At 66.8% G+C, this 17475-nt stretch carries 13 protein-coding genes and 1 pseudogene; 11 read left to right on the forward strand and 3 right to left on the reverse strand.

Translation table 11 applies throughout. The features are described 5' to 3' along the window. Nucleotides 1–90: 90 nt before the first annotated feature. Complete coding sequence (locus tag OL239_RS02745) at nucleotides 91–795, reverse strand: phosphoribosyltransferase (protein WP_268910643.1); 705 nt, start codon at nucleotides 793–795, stop codon at nucleotides 91–93. Nucleotides 796–932: 137 nt separating this feature from the next. On the opposite strand from OL239_RS02745, the gene OL239_RS02750 reads away from it, so the two are divergent. The 6 genes and pseudogenes from OL239_RS02750 to OL239_RS02775 all read left to right on the forward strand — a co-directional run bounded on the left by OL239_RS02750 (nucleotide 933) and on the right by OL239_RS02775 (nucleotide 8793). Further along, nucleotides 933–1694 carry an SDR family NAD(P)-dependent oxidoreductase gene (locus OL239_RS02750; RefSeq protein ID WP_268910644.1) on the forward strand — a complete coding sequence of 254 codons (762 nt, stop codon included), beginning with the start codon at nucleotides 933–935 and terminating at the stop codon, nucleotides 1692–1694. 94 nt (nucleotides 1695–1788) lie between these two features. Beyond that, complete coding sequence (locus OL239_RS02755) at nucleotides 1789–3114, forward strand: M20 family metallopeptidase (protein ID WP_268910645.1); 1326 nt, start codon at nucleotides 1789–1791, stop codon at nucleotides 3112–3114. A gap of 39 nt (nucleotides 3115–3153) precedes the next feature. Continuing rightward, a complete protein-coding gene (locus OL239_RS02760; RefSeq protein ID WP_268910646.1) occupies nucleotides 3154–4776 on the forward strand; it encodes an AbgT family transporter in 1623 nt (540 codons plus the stop codon). A 70-nt stretch (nucleotides 4777–4846) separates the two neighbouring features. Next, nucleotides 4847–5809 carry an ATP-grasp domain-containing protein gene (locus OL239_RS02765; protein ID WP_268910647.1) on the forward strand — a complete coding sequence of 321 codons (963 nt, stop codon included), beginning with the start codon at nucleotides 4847–4849 and terminating at the stop codon, nucleotides 5807–5809. Between the two features lie 82 nt (nucleotides 5810–5891). Beyond that, nucleotides 5892–7579, forward strand: a pseudogene (locus tag OL239_RS02770) (long-chain-fatty-acid--CoA ligase). Nucleotides 7580–7842: 263 nt separating this feature from the next. Beyond that, nucleotides 7843–8793, forward strand: a complete 951-nt coding sequence (locus OL239_RS02775) for a YsnF/AvaK domain-containing protein (protein ID WP_268910648.1) — start codon at nucleotides 7843–7845, stop codon at nucleotides 8791–8793. 105 nt (nucleotides 8794–8898) lie between these two features. Here the strand turns inward: OL239_RS02775 and OL239_RS02780 are convergent, their stop codons facing one another. Further along, on the reverse strand, nucleotides 8899–9813 hold the full coding sequence (locus tag OL239_RS02780) for a LysR substrate-binding domain-containing protein (protein ID WP_268910649.1): 915 nt from the start codon (nucleotides 9811–9813) through the stop codon (nucleotides 8899–8901). Between the two features lie 145 nt (nucleotides 9814–9958). On the opposite strand from OL239_RS02780, the gene OL239_RS02785 reads away from it, so the two are divergent. Both OL239_RS02785 and OL239_RS02790 read left to right on the forward strand, forming a co-directional pair. Further along, entirely contained in the window at nucleotides 9959–13432 is a 3474-nt protein-coding gene (locus OL239_RS02785) for a proline dehydrogenase family protein (RefSeq protein ID WP_268910650.1), read from the forward strand. Between the two features lie 778 nt (nucleotides 13433–14210). Continuing rightward, nucleotides 14211–14969 (forward strand): SDR family NAD(P)-dependent oxidoreductase, encoded by a 759-nt coding sequence (locus OL239_RS02790; protein ID WP_268910651.1) that lies wholly within the window; start codon nucleotides 14211–14213, stop codon nucleotides 14967–14969. Nucleotides 14970–15014: 45 nt separating this feature from the next. On the opposite strand, the gene OL239_RS02795 is transcribed toward OL239_RS02790, so the two are convergent. Continuing rightward, the gene (locus OL239_RS02795) at nucleotides 15015–15245 is read right to left on the reverse strand and encodes a hypothetical protein (protein WP_268910652.1); all 231 of its coding nucleotides are present in this window, start codon (nucleotides 15243–15245) and stop codon (nucleotides 15015–15017) included. A 138-nt stretch (nucleotides 15246–15383) separates the two neighbouring features. Here OL239_RS02795 and OL239_RS02800 point away from each other — a divergent pair, with 138 nt between their 5' ends. From OL239_RS02800 to OL239_RS19265, 3 genes are read left to right on the forward strand one after another with little or no spacing between them, the layout of a single operon-like run. Further along, nucleotides 15384–15713, forward strand: a complete 330-nt coding sequence (locus tag OL239_RS02800; protein WP_268910653.1) for a DUF6221 family protein — start codon at nucleotides 15384–15386, stop codon at nucleotides 15711–15713. A 48-nt stretch (nucleotides 15714–15761) separates the two neighbouring features. After that, nucleotides 15762–17153: a 4-alpha-glucanotransferase gene (locus OL239_RS19260; protein WP_329609328.1), complete on the forward strand. Its 1392-nt coding sequence runs from the start codon at nucleotides 15762–15764 to the stop codon at nucleotides 17151–17153. Beyond that, nucleotides 17122–17475 (forward strand): 4-alpha-glucanotransferase, encoded by a 354-nt coding sequence (locus OL239_RS19265; protein ID WP_329609392.1) that lies wholly within the window; start codon nucleotides 17122–17124, stop codon nucleotides 17473–17475. Before OL239_RS19260 ends, OL239_RS19265 begins: the two co-directional genes overlap by 32 nt.

The following is a 17475-nucleotide window of genomic DNA, read 5'->3' on the forward strand; positions in this document are numbered from 1 at the left end:
AAGCCGGACTGCACGGAGCCGCCGCCGTTCTCTGGTGCTGCATTCATGGGGTTCCTGCCTTCGGAGGGGGAAGGCCCGGGGCCGGGCACGTCAGGGGACGTTCAGGAGCTGCCGGATTTCGGCGTCGGTGGTCTGGTCGAAGTTCTCGTAGGCCTGTCCCACGGCAGCGAGGCCGGAGCTTTGCCACGGAATGACGACGTCGTCAGCCAGCTCCGCCAGCTGCCCCGTGCCGCCGCACGCAACCGGGGCAGCGGCGATCAGCTTGGCCGGCTCCTGGCGGCGCAGCGCGAGCAGGGCCGCGCGCATCGTGCTGCCGGTGGCCAGCCCGTCATCCACCACAATGACGGTTCGGCCGCGTACATTCAGGGGATCGCGCCGCATCCGGTACAGGCTGTCCCGGCGGATCAACTCGAGCAGTTCAACAGCCGCGGCCTCGTCAAAGGCCTGGTCCGCGTCGAAGAGCCCGCCCGGGGCCAGCGGATCCCGGTTGCGCAGGGGTGACAGGGAACGCTGCCAGTCCACCAGCACGGGTTCGTTGCGCACGGTCGTAACGGTTCCGGCCAGCCATGCCAATGCGCCCGCAGCCAGCTCCGGCTGGGAAGGCAGCCCCACCTTGCGGACCGCCAGGACATCCAGCGGAGCCCGCAGCAGCTCCGCCGCCGCCGCCGCAACCGGCACCCCGCCGCGCGGCAGCCCCAGCACCAGCAGGCGGGGCAGACCGAAGAGCGGCGCCAGTTCGACGCCGAGTTTGCGCCCTGCATCCTGCCTGTCCCGGTATAACCGCGGTTCTGCCATGGCTCCTCCTGACGGGGCCCGGTTATCCTGCCACGCTAGGGGCGCCCCGGCGCGCTGGCAAGGCGCCGGCACGGAACCGGGCCCCGCGTTGCGAAAGCCTGCGCGGCATAGCAGGGTAGGCGTGGAAAGGTGGACCCATGACTCCCACAGCACTGATCACCGGCGCCACATCGGGCCTCGGCGCAGAATTTGCCCGCCAGCTCGCCAACCGCGGCTACAACCTGGTCCTCACGGCCCGCAACGAGCAGCGGCTGAAGGACTCGGCGGCGGAACTGGTCCGGGAATATTCCGTGCAGACGGAATACATTGCCGCGGACCTGGCCGATCCCGCGGGGGTGGAGCGGGTGGGCCGGCGGCTGGAGAAACCCGACATCACCATGCTGATCAACAATGCCGGCTATGGGCTGAAGAACAGCTTCGAACGCAATGACCTGTCCGCGGAGCTGGACCATTTGAACGTGCTGGTCGCGGCTCCGCTGCAGCTGAGCCACACGGCCCTGAACACCATGCTGTCCCGGCTGGAGGGTCCGGGCGGACACATTATCAACGTCGCTTCAGTGGCCGGGTTCATCCCGCGCGGCACCTACAGCGCCGCCAAGTCCTGGGTGATTACCTTCAGCCGCTGGGCGAACCTCTCCTACGGCGGCCGCGGCGTGCACGTGACCGCCCTGTGCCCCGGGTTTGTGCATACGGAGTTCCACCAGCGCATGGACATGGACAAATCCATGTATCCAAACTGGATGTGGCTCGACGCCGAACGGGTGGTGCGTGAGGGGCTCGCCGATGCCTTCGCCGGCAAGGGAGTGTCCGTTCCGACCAAGCGGTACAAGGCGCTGGCCTGGTTCGGCGCCCGCGGACCGCAGGCCCTCGTGGCCCGCATCGCCGGACGCGGCAGGTAACGCCGGCAGGACGCGCCTCGGGGACGGGCCGCCGGCTTCGCGGCACGTCATTTAATTGGCTTCCGGGCGGGCCCGGCCCCTAGTGTGGGGGCCCATGACGCGCCTCACACCCAGCACCGCCTACTTGAACCAGCTCGACGCCGAAACGGCGCGCCGGATGCAGACGGCCCGGACCCCGGAGTCTCCTTTCGCCGGAGCGCCGGCAGCCCTGGCCGCCGCAGTCGAGGCCCGGGTGGACGCGCTCGCCGGGGACCTCAACGACGTCGTGCACACGCTGCACAAGGATCCGGAAACCGCGTACGAGGAACACCGCAGTGCCGCGTTCCTTGCCGGCCTGCTGCAGCGGCACGGCATCAGTGCCGAGCTGGGCGCCCACGGCCTTCCCACCGCCCTGCGTGCGGAGGCGGGAACCGGCACCGGTCCGGTCATCGCCATTCTCAGCGAGTATGACGCGCTGCCGGAGGTGGGCCACGCCTGCGGCCACAACGTTATTGCCGCCACCGGAGCCGGTGCCTTCATCGCCCTGGCCAAAACCCTGGAAGAGAACCCGGACGCCTTTCCCGGCCGGGTGGTATTCCTGGGCACCCCTGCCGAGGAAGGACACTCCGGAAAAGAAGTTCTGGCCCGCAACGGCGCTTTTGACGGCGTCGACGCGGCCATCATGGTCCATCCCTATGCCATGGACCTGGCCGAGCAGGTCTGGCTCGGCCGGCGCCTGCTCACCGTGACCTTCTCGGGCATGGCAGCGCATGCCTCGGCGCAGCCATTCATGGGCCGCAACGCGCTGGACGCCGCATCGCTGGCCTACACCGGCGTTGGGCTGCTCCGTCAACAGCTGCCGCCCTCAGACCGCGTGCACGCCATCATCACGGAGGGCGGACAGCGCCCCAGCGTGATCCCGGAAACGGCCGTGCTGAAGCTTTACGCGCGGTCCAAGTACCCCGAAACCCTGAAGGACCTGAGCGGCCGGCTCGAGGATATCGCCGCCGGCGCCGCCCTCATGACCGGCACCACGGTGGAGATCAGCTGGGACGAACATCCGCCGTCGCTGCCCGTACGGACCAACCCGGCCCTGACCGGCCGGTGGGTGGCGGCGCAGCAGCGGCGGGGCCGCAGCCCGCTGCCGGCCGGCGTCGTATCCGAAACCATTGCCGCCTCCACCGACTTCGGCAACGTCAGCTACCGCATCCCGGGCATCCATCCGCTGATCGGCATCGCACCCGCCGACGTCGCCCTGCACACCCGGGCCTTTGCGGAAGCCGCCGGTTCGCCGGCCGCCGAAGCAGGCGCGCTCGACGGCGCCGCCGGGCTCGCGCTGACTGCCCTGGACTACCTCTGCGATCCGGAGCTGCGTGCAGCGGTGGCGCAGGAATTTACCGACGCCGGCGGTCCCGTGGACGTTCCCGCGTACTTCGACTGACTCCGGACATGATCCCCCGCACCAGGAAATGAGATGGCCATGACCACTCCGTCCCCCGCACTTGGCGCCGGCCGCCGCAGCTTCCCCGACCGTTTCCTGGGCGGGGTGGAACGGATCGGCAACAAGCTTCCGGATCCGTTCATGCTCTTCCTGATCCTCTTTCTGGTTGTGGCCGTGGTGTCCACCGCCATGGCCTGGGCCAACGTCGCGGTCACCGTGCCCGGGGCCACCGAGGAAACGGTCATCAAGGGCTTCTTCACCGCCGAAGGACTGAGCTGGTTCACCACCACTCTTGGCGCAAACTATCTGGGCTTTCCACCGCTGGCCACTGTGCTTCCGATCCTGCTGGCGGTTGGTGTGGCGGAGAAATCGGGGCTGCTCTCGGCCCTGATCCGCAAGGCCTTCGGTTCAGCCCCGCGCTGGGCGCTGCCGTACGCCGTCGGCTTCGTGGGAGTCATCGGTTCGATCATGTCCGACGCCGCTTTCGTCGTCATTCCGCCGCTCGCCGCACTGGTCTTCAAGGCCGCGGGCCGGCATCCGGTGGCAGGGCTGCTCGGCGGCTTTGCCGCCGCCGGCGCCGGGTACTCCACCTCCATGCTGGTCACCAGCCTGGACGCGCTCTTTTCCGGAATCACGACGGCGGTCACCGAGACCCTGCCGAACCCCGGTTCGCCGGTGAACCCGCTGTCCAACTATTTCTTCAACTTTGCATCCGCGCTGGTGCTGATCCTGCTGGCCGGCTTCATCATCGACAAGATCCTGGAACCGCGCCTGACTCGCCAGGGCGTGCCCACCGAGGAAACCGCCGGTGAGGATGCCGGTGACGCCGGACAGCCCGGAACCGATGCACCCGCACCGTCCGCCGCGCCGTCCCCCGCACTGTCCGCCACGCTGACCCCGGTGGAACGCCGGGGTGTGGCCTGGGCCGTGGCGGCGGGCGCCGCCGTCGCCGCCGTCATCGTGGTGGGTGCGGTACTGCCGGACTCGCCCTGGCGCAATGAGGACGGCGGCTATCTGCCCAAGTCTCCGCTGCTGAGCTCGATTGTGTTCATCGTCTTTGTCCTGTTTACCGTTCCGGGGCTGGTGTACGGCAAAATCACCGGCACCATTGCTTCCGGCAAGGACGTTCCCCGGGTTATGGGGGCCTCGATCAAGGACATGAGCGGGTTCCTGGTGCTCGCGTTCATCCTTGGCCAGTTCATCGCCCTGTTCAACTGGTCCGGGATCGGCAACTGGATCGCCGTGGCCGGCGCCTCCGGACTGGAATCCATCGGACTGACCGGGTACCCGGCGATCATCGGCTTCATCCTGCTGGCCTCGGTGCTGAACCTGTTCATCATTTCCGGCTCCGCCATGTGGACGCTGATGGCGGCGGTCTTCGTGCCAATGTTCGCCCTGCTCGGGTTCGAACCGGCGTTCATCCAGGGCGCGTTCCGGGTGGGGGACTCGGCCACCCAGATCCTCACCCCGCTCAATCCGTACATGATTGTGCTGCTGACGATGCTGCGCAAGTACGAACCGCAGGCCGGTCTCGGGACGGTCATCGCCCGGATGCTGCCCTTCACCGTGCTCTTCTGGATCGCGTGGGTGGCAGTGCTGACGGTGTTCTTCGTCTTCGGCCTGCCGATGGGCCCGGGCAACGGAATATACATCGACGGCTAAACGCTGCATCACAACACCGGCAACAACATCCTGTGCAATGCCGCGGCAGGACTTCAGGAAAGGCAATGCGATGAGCTCGACCAGTCCCAAGATTTATGCCCTGCACGAGAACCCCGAGTGGTTTCCCCCGTTTGCCCGCGCTTTCGAAGCTGAAGGCCTGGAAGTGGAGGAATGGCTGCTGACCGACGGTGTCCTGGACCTGGATTCGGTGCCGCCGGACGGGATTTTCTGGTCCCGGATCAGTGCCTCGTCTCATACCCGGGACCACGCCCTGTCAAAAGATTACGCGCGCTCCGTGCTGTCCTGGCTGGAGGCTTCCGGCCGGCGCACCGTGAACGGACGCCGGATCCTGGAACTGGAGATGAGCAAGGTGGATCAGCTCACGGCACTCAGGGCCGCCGGCATCGACACCCCGCGCACTGTCGCAGCCGTGGGCCGGGATGCCATCCTGGCCGCGGCCAGGGACTTCACGGCACCGTTTATCACCAAGCACAACCAGGGCGGCAAGGGCCTCGGGGTGCGCAAGTTCCAGTCCCACGGCGAACTGGCGGAGTATGTGGCCGGACCGGAGTTTGAAGAGCCAGCCGATGGCATCACCCTCATCCAGGAATTCATCGTTGCCGCCGAACCCTTCATCACCCGGGTGGAGATTGTCGGCGGAGAATTCATCTACGCTGTCGCCGCGGACACCGCCCGCGGGGGATTCCAGCTCTGCCCGGCCGACGCCTGCGCCATTGACCCCTCCACCGGAAAACCGGTCATGCCGCCGGGGGCCACGATCGCACCGGACGCGGACACCCAGCTCTTCAGCCTGCGCGAAGGCTTCGACCACCCGATCATTGGCAAGTACCTCGACTTCGCCAAGCGCACCGGACTGGAAGTCTGCGGCATCGAATTCATGGAAACCGCCGACGGGCGAATCCTCACCTACGACGTGAACACCAATACCAACTACAACGCAGCGGTTGAAGCTGCGGCTCCCCGTTCCGCGCCCCGGGCGCTGGCCCGGTACCTCAAGGGGCTTACGGCCTGACCGTGGTTTGGAACAACTTATTTATTCCTCGCCGCGGCCCGTCGCTATAGTCGGGATTAACCAAACCGAAGGAGCTTCCTCAATGACCGCTGCCCAGGAACCGTTGTGGGTCAAGAACTACCAGCCCGGCGTTCCGGCAACTATTGAGCTGCCCACCGAGTCGCTCACCGCGATGGTGGAGGACGCCGTCGAACGTTTTGGTCCCAAGGTGGCGCTGGAGTTTTTCGGCGCGGAAACCACGTACGCCGAACTGGGCGAGAAGATCAACCGTGCCGCCGAGGGCCTGCGGAAACTGGGCGTAAGCCGGGGCCACCGGGTGGCCATCGTGCTGCCGAACTGCCCGCAGTACCTCATCGCGTTCTACGCGGTGCTGCGCCTGGGAGCCGTCGTCGTCGGCCACAACCCGCTGTACACGGAGCGCGAACTGCGCCACCAGTTTGAAAACCACGGAGCGCAGGTGGCCATTGTGTGGGACAAGGCCGTGGAGAAGATCCAGGATTTCCCCGGCGACATCGCGGTAAAAACCATTATTGCCGTGGACATCACCAAGGCCATGCCGCGGTTGAAGCGGATGGCGCTGAGCCTGCCGCTGCCGAAGCTGCGCCGGACCCGCGCCGGCCTGACAACCAAGACCGAAAACACGATGCCCTGGGAAAAGCTCCTGTCATCGGCGCCGATCGACAGTGCCCACCCACGCCCCGCCGTGAAGGACCTGGCGGCGCTGCAGTACACCTCGGGTACCACCGGCATCCCCAAGGGCGTGATGCTCACCCACTACAACCTGCGCTCCAACGCCCTGCAGGGCCAGGCCTGGATGCACGGAGCCGAAGAGGGCAGGGAAGTCATTTACGGCGTGCTGCCGATGTTCCATGCCTTCGGCCTCACCCTGTACCTGACCTTCGCCATGCTCACCGGTTCCCGGCTGGTCCTGTTCCCCAAGTTCGACGTGGACCTGGTGCTGGCCGCCGCGAAAAAGTCCCGGCCCACGGTCTTCTGCGCCGTACCGCCGATCTACGAAAAGGTCGCGCTGGAATCCAAGAAGCGCGGCATTGACCTGTCCACCATCCGGTTTGCCATTTCCGGAGCGATGACGCTGCCGGCCGCAACGGTGAAGCTGTGGGAGGAAGTCTCAGGCGGACTGCTGGTGGAGGGCTACGGCCTCACCGAATCTTCGCCCGTCGCCCTGGGCAATCCGTTCGCCGAGTCCCGCCGCAACGGCACCATCGGCGTTCCCTTCCCGAGCACCGAAATGCGGGTGGCCGACCCCGAACATCCCGAGAATGACGTTCCCGCCGGAGAGCGGGGGAGCTGCTGATCCGCGGGCCGCAGGTTTTCGCCGGTTACTGGAACAACACCGAGGACACTGAGCAGGTGCTGCTCGAAGGCGGCTGGCTCCGCACCGGCGACATCGTCACCGTCGATGGGGACGGGTTCGTGAAGGTGGTGGACCGGCGCAAGGAACTAATCATCACCGGCGGCTTCAACGTTTCGCCCAGCGAAGTCGAAGAGGTGCTGCGCAGCAGCCAGGACATCGCCGACGTTGCCGTGGTGGGGCTCCCGCGGCCCGACGGCGGGGAAGAGGTGGTTGCCGCCGTCGTCCTGCAGCCGGGAACGGAACTGGACGAGGCGGGACTGCGCGCCTGGTGCCGCGAGCGGCTGACACCGTACAAGGTGCCGCGCCGCATCGTCGCCGTGGACGAGCTGCCCAAATCGATGCTGGGCAAGGTCCTCCGCCGCGAGGTGCGGGATCTCCTGGCCGATTCCCGCTAGGCCGGACTGCCCAAACACTACCTATTGACGCTCCGAAGCTGTTGGGTTGGAATGGTAAGCAGGCTTGGGATTCCAGGCTTGCGTACTATTCCAGCCGACCATTCAGGGCCCCTTGCGGGGCTCAACCGGGGTGCGGCGTGCGTATCCGTCAAGGCCGTTCGGCTCCGACTCCGCCGTTCGTCCTTCGCGGTAACCGGCACACTCCGGCCCAACGTGAATAAGCACCGGACAACGGTGAAGGTTCGCAGCTGAAGGAGAACACCATGATCAGCAATCAGCAAGTCGAAGGCCTTATGGCCGGTTCAGGCAACGTGCTGGGTCCCAACGGAGACAAGATTGGCTCAGTGGGAACGTTCTACCTGGACGACCAGACCAATGAGCCCGCCTGGGTGACCGTGAACACCGGTCTCTTCGGCACCAATGAGTCCTTTGTTCCGCTCAGCGAGGCAACCGTTGAGGGTGTCGACGTCCTGGTGCCTTACTCCAAGGACGAGGTCAAGAACTCACCGCAGGTGGAATCCGACGGGTCCATCTCTCCCGAGGAGGAAGTGACCCTTTACCGCTACTACGGGTTCACCTACGACGACGGTTCGGCTGACACCAGCGGCATGGGTGCAGGAACGGGCACGATGGACGCCGGTACAGACACCATGACCGACGACCGCACAGGCGCCGGGATGGGCAGCGGGGACGGCAGCGGCATCTCAGACGACAGTGACATTACGCGCTCCGGCACCTCATCAGGCACCTCGTCCGGGACGGTGGGCAGGGACACGTCAGGTCCCACCACTGATGACGCCATGACGCGGTCGGAAGAGCAGCTTGATGTGGGAACCCAGAGCCGGCAGACGGGCAAGGCCCGACTGCGGAAATACGTCGTCACGGAAAACGTCACCACCGAGGTTCCGGTCACCCGTGAAGAGGTCCGGGTTGAACGGGAGCCCGTCACGGATGCAAATGTCGATTCCGCGATGTCCGGTCCCGAGCTCAGTGAAGAAGAGCACGAGGTGACGCTCCATGCCGAGGAACCGGTGGTCACGAAGAAGACCGTGCCGGTGGAGAGAGTCCGGCTCGATACCGAGACGGTCACCGACACGGAGAGCGTGACGGAAGAAGTCAGCAAGGAACAGATCGATACGGACGTGGACGGCACCACGCGCGGGTCCGGGCATTCCGGCCAGGACGGTTCAGGCGCGTCCGGTTCCGGCCGGTAGTTCTCCCGCCAATCCCGCCTGTGCAGCGGGGGTGCACTATTAAGCTGCGGTCCCGGTTCTGCCGGGACCGCAGCCCGTTAGGCGGCGGCGTTCAGCCAGAGTCCGCTAGTCGGCGGCAGGAGGCGGCACCGCAACCTGCCGCGCCGTGCGCTCGAGCACCTCGCGGCAGGCCAGGACTGCCGGACGCCGGCTGCCCGCCCGGCGCACGGAGGTGAAAATGTTGCGCCGGGGACGGCCGTTCAATTCCAGCAGCCGCACGGTCGGCTCACGTCCGGTCCACACCAGATCGGGCATCAGGGCGACGGCATTGCCGGACTCTATGAGCCGTATCTGGGCCTGCAGGTCCGCAGTTTCGTAGCGGACATCCGGCTCGAATCCGGCCCGCCGGCATGCCTGCTCGGCCCAGTGGCGGGAAGCGGCTCCACGCGGCTCCATGACCCACGGCATCCCCGCGGTATCCGCCAGGGACTGCACCGGAGGCAAACCCTGGTGGGGTGCCGCCAGCCGGATGGCATCCGACGTCAGGTGCACGCGGTCCAGTTCCGCGTGCCGTACGGCCGCGTGACCGGGGTACTGCTCCGCAATCACCACGTCGAAATCGCGTGCCCAGGTTTCGTACAGCGCTGTTTCCGGTTCCCGCTGCACCATTTCCACCCGCAGGTCGGGATGCTCCCGCCGCAGCAGTGACAGGGCACCGGGCATGAGGGCCAGGGCTGCCGATTGGAATACTGCCACCCGGATTCGTCCGGTCACCGTCGTCAGCGACGATGCCAGGTCCGCTTCGGCCCGTTCCAGGGACTCGAGGATGTCGGAGGTGTGGGAGACCAGGATTTCGGCCTGCGGCGTCAGCTGCACTCCGCGGCCGGTTTTCCGCAGCAGTTCAACGCCCACTTCCTTCTCCAGCAGGGCCAGCTGCTGGGACACGGCCGAAGGACTGAGGCTCAGCGTTTCGGCCACGGCTGCCAGCGTTCCGCGGACTTTGACTTCCCGCAGCAGGGTCATTCGGCGCACGTCCAGCAAGGGCTTCCTCCGGTGGTTTTCCAGCAACTCTAATCATTAGTAAAACTAACCTATATGCGTAAGAAAACTAACCTTTGCCTTACGGGACTTTCCGCGGATACTTAGAGAAGTATCAATCAGTCGCACGTTGAAAAGAGCTGGCCGCATGAGCAACACCGTCACTGAACCCACCGCGGTTCCCGGCGTACCGCAGGACCTGTCCGGAGAAGCAGTGGCCCTCGTGCGCCGCTGGCTGGCCGAGGCCGCCAGCGTCCCGGTGGACGCATCGGCAGCCCAGCTTGCCGGGGTCCTGAAGGACCCGTCCGGCCTGGATTTCACCGTGGGTTTTGTGGACGGCGTCGTCCGTCCCGAGGACCTGCGCGTTGCCGGGCGGAACCTCGCCGCACTGGCTCCCCGGGTTCCCGGGTTCCTGCCCTGGTACATGCGTTCGGCAGTCCGACTGGGAGGCGTCATGGCCCCGGTCCTGCCGCAGGTCGTCATTCCGGTGGCCCGCAAGGTGCTGCGCCGCATGGTGGGCCACCTCATCGTCGACGCGACGGATGCCCGTCTCGGCAAGGCGATCAGCGGTATCCGGAAGGACGGCGTCCGGCTGAACATGAACCTGCTCGGTGAAGCGGTGCTGGGCGAGCGCGAAGCCGGCCGCCGCCTGGAGGGCACCCACGCCCTGCTGGCACGGGACGACGTCGAATACGTCTCCATCAAGGTCTCCTCCACCGTTTCGCCGCACTCACACTGGGCCTTCGATGAAGCCGTTGAGCATGTGGTGGAAAAGCTTGCTCCGCTGTACCGGCAGGCGGCATCCTTCAGCCCCAAGAAGTTCATCAACCTGGACATGGAGGAATACAAGGACCTGGAGATGACCATGGCGGTCTTCACCCGCCTGCTCTCCATGCCCGAGTTCAAGGACCTGGAAGCCGGCATTGTCCTGCAGGCCTACCTTCCGGATGCGCTGTCCGCCATGATGCGTCTCCAGGAGTTCGCTGCCGCCCGCCGCGCCGACGGCGGCGCCCCCATCAAGGTGCGTGTGGTCAAGGGCGCCAACCTGCCGATGGAACAGGTGGAAGCCTCGCTGCACGGCTGGCCGCTGGCCACCTGCGGCACCAAGGCCGAGACGGACACCAACTACAAGCGGGTCATCAGCTACGCCCTGCAGCCGGAGCGGACCGCCAACGTCCGTATCGGCGTCGCCGGCCACAACCTCTTCGACGTCGCCTTTGCCTGGCTGCTGGCCAAGCAGCGCGGCGTCACCGCAGGCATCGAATTCGAGATGCTGCTGGGCATGGCCACCGGCCAGGCCGAAGTCGTCAAGCGGGATGTCGGATCACTGCTGCTGTACACCCCGGTGGTGCACCCCACCGAGTTCGACGTCGCCATCGCCTATTTGATCCGGCGCCTGGAAGAAGGAGCGAGCTCCGAGAACTTCATGTCCGCCGTCTTCGAGCTCAGCGAAAACGAGGCGCTGTTCGAGCGCGAGAAGCTGCGTTTCCTCACCTCGCTGGCTGACCTGGACGACACGGTTCCCGCATCCAACCGCATCCAGGACCGCAGCAACCCCCGCCCAGCGGACACTGCGGACGCCGACGCCGTACACCGGGGCTTCAGCAACACCCCGGACACCGACCCGTCCCTGCCCGTGAACCAGGCATGGGGCCGGCAGATCCTTACGCGGGTCGAGGGCTCAGTCCTCGGCGTTGCCGCCGTCGCCAAGGCCCGGGTTGCCGACGAGGAGACATTGGAGACCGTCATCCGCACCGGCGTGGAATCCGCCAGGGGATGGGCGTCCCTCAGCGCCGCCGAGCGGGCCGACATCCTGCACCGCGCCGGCGCCGTGCTGGAACAGAAGCGCGCGGACCTGATGGAGGTCATGGCCGCCGAGACCGGCAAGACTCTGGACCAGTCGGATCCCGAGGTGTCCGAGGCCGTCGACTTCGCGCACTACTACGCCGAGCGCGCCAAGGACCTCGAGACGGTCGACGGCGCCCGGTTTGTTCCGGCGAAGCTGACGGTCGTGACGCCGCCGTGGAACTTCCCGGTGGCTATTCCGGCCGGGTCCACCCTGGCCGCGCTGGCCGCCGGATCATCCGTCATCATCAAGCCGGCCGGCCAGTCCGCCCGCAGCGGCGCCGTCATGGTGGAAGCCCTCTGGGAAGCCGGTGTCCCCCGGGACGTCCTGCAAATGGTGCAGGTGGGCGAGAAGGAGCTGGGCCGCCAGCTTATTTCCCATCCGTCCGTGGACCGGGTCATCCTCACCGGAGGATACGAGACAGCCGAGCTGTTCCGTTCCTTCCGCACCGACCTGCCGCTGCTGGCCGAGACCTCCGGGAAGAACGCCATCATCGTCACTCCGAGTGCGGACTTCGACTTGGCTGCACGCGACGTCGTTGCCTCGGCCTTCGGCCACGCGGGCCAAAAATGCTCAGCGGCATCCCTGGTGATCCTCGTCGGATCGGTGGCCAAGTCACCGCGCTTCCGCAACCAGCTGGTGGACGCAGTGCAGTCGCTGAAGGTGGGCTACCCGGTGGACGCCGTCACCCAGATGGGGCCGGTCATTGAACCGGCCGCCGGCAAGCTGCTCCGCGGCCTGACCGTCCTCGGCGAGGGTGAATCCTGGCTCATCGAACCGAAGCAGCTGGATGACAGCGGCCGGCTGTGGAGCCCGGGCGTCCGCACCGGCGTCCGCCGCGGCTCCGAGTACCACCTCACCGAATACTTCGGCCCGATCCTCGGCGTGATGACCGCTGACACGCTGGAAGAGGCCATCGCGCTGCAGAACCAGATCGACTACGGCCTGACCGCCGGCCTGCACTCCCTGGACTCCGCTGAAATGGACGTATGGCTGGAGAACATCTCCGCCGGCAACCTCTACATCAACCGCGGCATCACCGGTGCCATTGTCCAGCGCCAGCCGTTCGGCGGCTGGAAGAAATCCGCAGTCGGTGCAGGAACCAAGGCCGGCGGCCCGAACTACCTCATGGGCCTGGGCGCATGGGAACCTGCCGCTGCCCGGGCTGAAGCCCCCGTACGCCACCAGGGTGCCGCCAAGATCCTGGCCGCTGCCTCCTCCGGCAGCCTCGCCGCCGACGCCGATGCCCTGCACCGCGCGCTGAGCAGCGACGCTGCCGCGTGGGCCGAAGAATTCGGCACTGCCAAGGACGTGTCCGGCCTCAGCGCCGAACGCAATGTCTTCCGCTACCGTCCGCTGCCGGTCACCATCCGGCTGGCCGGGAACCAGCCCGTCACCCCGCTGCTGCGGGTCGTGGCGGCAGGGCTGTTGGCCGGTTCCGCGCTGCGGGTCTCCACCGGCGTTGAACTGCCGCTGGCGCTGCAGACACTGTTGGCCGAGCACGGCATTCCGGCTGTGGAAGAGAACGACGCCGCGTGGCTGGCGGCCGCTGCCGGCTACGATCCGGCGGTCCACGGACCCCGGATCCGGCTCATCGGCGGAGATGCCCCGGCGCTGGCCGAAGCACTCGGCGGCCGGCCCGACGTGGCCGTCTACGCCAATCCGGTCACCGAAGCCGGACGGGTCGAACTGCTGCCGTTCCTGCATGAGCAGGCCGTCAGCATCACGTCCCACCGGTTCGGGACGCCGAACCATCTTTCGGATGCCCTGATCTAGGGGATGCAGCACGCACCCGGGTAATACCGGGAAAGGACGGCACCGGGTCTATCCCGGTGCCGTCCTTCTTGTTACCGTGGGCTCATGGAACTCATTTACGAGTAGGGCCGTGCCCGGACCGGGCTTCGCGGAGCTGCCGGCCCCCCCGGCTGGAACCGCTTCCCCCGGCCGCACGCACCCGCTTTTCGCAGACAGCATTCACCCACAGCCGGGTGAGCTGGTCCATGGTGCGTGATGCTGGCCGTTTCGCCCCTCCACCCGTCCGCCTCTGATGCCGCCGTCGTTTCACGGCCGCGGCGTCAGGCCTGGCGGGCGCCGGAAAACGCACACAGCCCGCACCAGCCACAGCGAAGCCGGCCCGTATCGAAGAGTCCGGAGATCATCATGACGCACAACAAGAAAAGCCGCTCCACACCCCTGTCCGCATCCGCTCCGGCGTTCCCTCCCGGGCCTCCGGTGCTGCCGGCGGGAGCCTTGCCGGAGGGCGCAGTGAACCTTGCCCCGGCCGCCGCAGCCAAGCTTGGCGCCGGGGTTTCGGAGAAGGGGACGGCCGCTGCGGCGAAAAGTGCCCTTCCCGGATGGCAGAGCCTGGGCAGGGACCACAAGCCTACGCACGCCAACGGCAAGCAGGGCCGGCGGGAGAAAAAGTGCGCTGGTAAGAGGCGCACGGACAACATCAGTGCACGGAATCCGGGGCTGCACCCGGGTTCTGTGCACCGCCGCCCTTCAATGCCATTATTGACGGTATCCACAGCCACAGCGGACCGAAGAGGCACACATGCTGCTTGACGGGAAAACCGCCGTTATTTACGGCGGGGGAGGAGCCATTGGCGGCGCGGTTGCGCGGGCTTTCGCCCGGGAGGGCGCCCGCACCTGTCTGGCGGGGCTGAGCCCCGGGCCACTGGAGGCTGTGGCCCGGGATATCCGGTCCAGCGGCGGGCTGGTTGAGACAGCCCTGCTGGATGCCACCAATGCCCGGGCAGTGGAAAGACACGCCGATGACGTGGCTGCCGCCGCCGGCAGTCTGGACATCTCCATGAACGTCATCCAGCACGGTGATGTTCAGGGCTCACCCATGGTGGACATGTATGTGGAGGACTATTTGCGTCCGGTTTCCACCGCGGTGCAGACCTTTTTCCTGACCGCCCGGGCGGCGGCCCGGCACATGATGCGGCAGCGGTCGGGGGTGATCCTGGTGTTCGGAGGATCCGGCAACCCCAGCCCCGGGAACTACTTCGGCGGGCTCATCACGGCGTTCGAGGCCATGGAAGCAATGCGGCGCCAGCTGGCCGTGGAACTGGGGGAACACGGCATCCGCGTAGTCACACTGCGCAGCGGCGGAATTCCCGAGTCCCTGCCGGCGGCTCTGGCGGGACGGGAGGACATCGCCAAAAGCATTGTCGAGGCCACGCTTCTGAAACGGGCCGCCACCTTGGAGGAAGTCGGCAACGCAGCAGCATTCGCGGCCTCGGACAAGGCGGGCAGCATGACCGCTGCCACGCTGAATATCAGCGCCGGCGCCCTCATGGACCGCTGAGCGGCGCTGGCCCTCCACTGCTGCGCCTGGCTGCCCGAACGTGGGCTAGGCCACGACCTTCCAGATGCTGAAGTCCTCAACACTGACGGCGATGCGGGTTCCCTCGTCCCCGCGGATCCACAGGGTACCCAGTCCCGGCGCGGTATCGCGGACTTCGCCGGAGTAGTAGAGTTCGTTGCCGCTTCGGACCTCAATGTGGTCACCGCGGCGGATGGAGCGGATGTTACGGACCCGCTTGACGCGGGTGGTCTTCGAACGTGCGGGCTTTCTGGGCATGCTGACCGTTGGCACAGACTCTCTTTCGCTTGACTAGTTATGTCAACCAAACGGCCGGTGAAGTTATTCCCGCCTTCGGCACACGGATTTCGGGCAGTGTCCCTGACGCCCTGACGGGCCCGGCGTACGATCAGGAACATGGATATCGTGGACTTCCTGTTGACCCGCTTCCAGGACGATGCCGCGGAGTCCCGCAAGCTCCTGACGGCGCGGGGCGTTTCCCCTTCAGACCGGTGGTACGAGGAACGGCTGCTGCGCGAATGCGAAGCCAAGCTGATGCTGATTGAGATTATTGGCGGTGCGAGGCGCAACGCGCTGGCCCGGATGGTGTTGGACGCGGACAGCCAGGGCAAGCAGTTCACGGATGAGCTGGAGTGGACAACGCTGGCGCTGGCGGCGATGGCTGCGGCCTACCAGGACCACCCGGATTATCAGGACGTGTGGCGGCTTACCGAAAAGCGCAGCTGACTGCCGCGGGCTGGGCAGCGGCCCGCGGCAACCCTCAGATTAGCTGTCATGACTGTAACGAATTCCTCTGGCCAGGCGACCGGAAACAGCACCATCCTGCGCGAGCTCGCCGCGCACCATCACGTGGTGACAACTTTCAAGGGTTGGAACGGCACCGCCCTCGAAGTCTCGGACGGGACCCTGCGCCGTGTCCTCTCCGCCCTGGGCATCGCAGCGGACACGGAGGAAGAGCAGGCCGCTTCGCTGGCCGACGGCCGACTCGCCGAGTGGCGCCGCACGCTGCCCGGCGCCGTCGTCGTGCGCCGGGGCCGCAGCCATTCCGTGGCAATCCATACCCCGGCCGGGATGCCGGCGGACGTATGGATCGTCCTGGAGGACGGCAGCCGGCGGCAGCTCGAGTGGCCCCGTATTCCCGAAGAGGAACGGGACATTGACGGAACCCGGACCGGCCGCACACTCGTGCTGCTGCCCGAAGACCTGCCCCTGGGCTGGCACCGCCTCGAGGTCGAGGGTGCCGGGATCCGGGCCGGCACGGTCCTCGTGGTTACGCCGGCGCGGCTGACGACGGCGGCGGAACTGGCCCGGCGCCGTGCCTGGGGCCTGATGGCGCAGCTGTATTCCGTGCGCTCTTCCCGCTCCTGGGGAATTGGCGACCTCAATGATCTGGCGGATCTGGCCGCGCTCTCCGGAGCCGGCCACGGAGCCGGTTTTATCCTGATCAACCCGCTCCACGCCGCCCAGCCGGTTCCGCCCCTGGAACCGTCGCCGTATTTGCCCGCCACACGGCGGTTCTTCAACCCGCTCTACATCCGGGTCGAAGACGTTCCGGAGTACGGCTATCTTCCCGGCCCCGCACGGGCGGAGGTGGAAGACGCAGCACGGGCCCTGCGGGCCGCGAACCGCTCCGGCGATCTGCTGGACCGGGATGCCACCTACGCGGCGAAGCTGTCCGCGCTGGAACAGATTTTCTCGGTGCCGCGCAGTATCGCCAGGGAACAGCCGTTCGAGCGGTTCTGCGCCCAGGAAGGGCCGGGCCTGGACAGCTTTGCCCTGTGGTGCGCACTGGCGGAGAGCCTTCCGGCGGGGGCACCCGAATGGCAGGAGATTACGGGGCCGGACAGTTCCTACGTGCAGGAGCACGGGGAAGAACTGGCGCCCCGGGTGCGGTTCTACAAGTGGCTGCAGTGGACCTGCGATCAGCAGCTCGAAAACGTCCAGGCCGCAGCCCGCAGTGCCGGGATGCCCATCGGCGTGGTGCACGACCTGGCCGTGGGGGTGCATCCGGCGGGAGCCGACGCCTGGATGCTGCGGCCGGTGCTGGCACCCGGCGTTTCGGTGGGCGCGCCGCCGGACATGTTCGAACCAGCGGGGCCAGGACTGGAGCCAGCCGCCGTGGCATCCCCAGCGGCTGGCCGACGCGGGTTACCTTCCCTACCGTGACATGCTGCGCACCGTGCTGCGGCATGCCGGCGGCATCCGGGTGGACCACATTCTGGGCCTGTTTCGGCAGTGGTGGATTCCGGCCGGGTCGGCTCCGGGTGAGGGTGCCTATGTCCACTTCGACCATGAAGCCCTGATCGGGATTCTGGTGCTGGAAGCCGAGCGCGCCGGCGCCGTCGTCGTGGGCGAGGACCTGGGAGTGTTCGAACCGTGGGTGCAGGAGTATCTCGGAGATCGCGGCGTGCTGGGCACGTCCATCCTGTGGTTTGAACAGGGTGAAACGGCCCGAGGCTGCCGGAGGAATACCGTCAGGGTGCACTGA

This window comes from Arthrobacter sp. ATA002 (assembly GCF_026898095.1).
Lineage (GTDB): Bacteria > Actinomycetota > Actinomycetes > Actinomycetales > Micrococcaceae > Arthrobacter_B.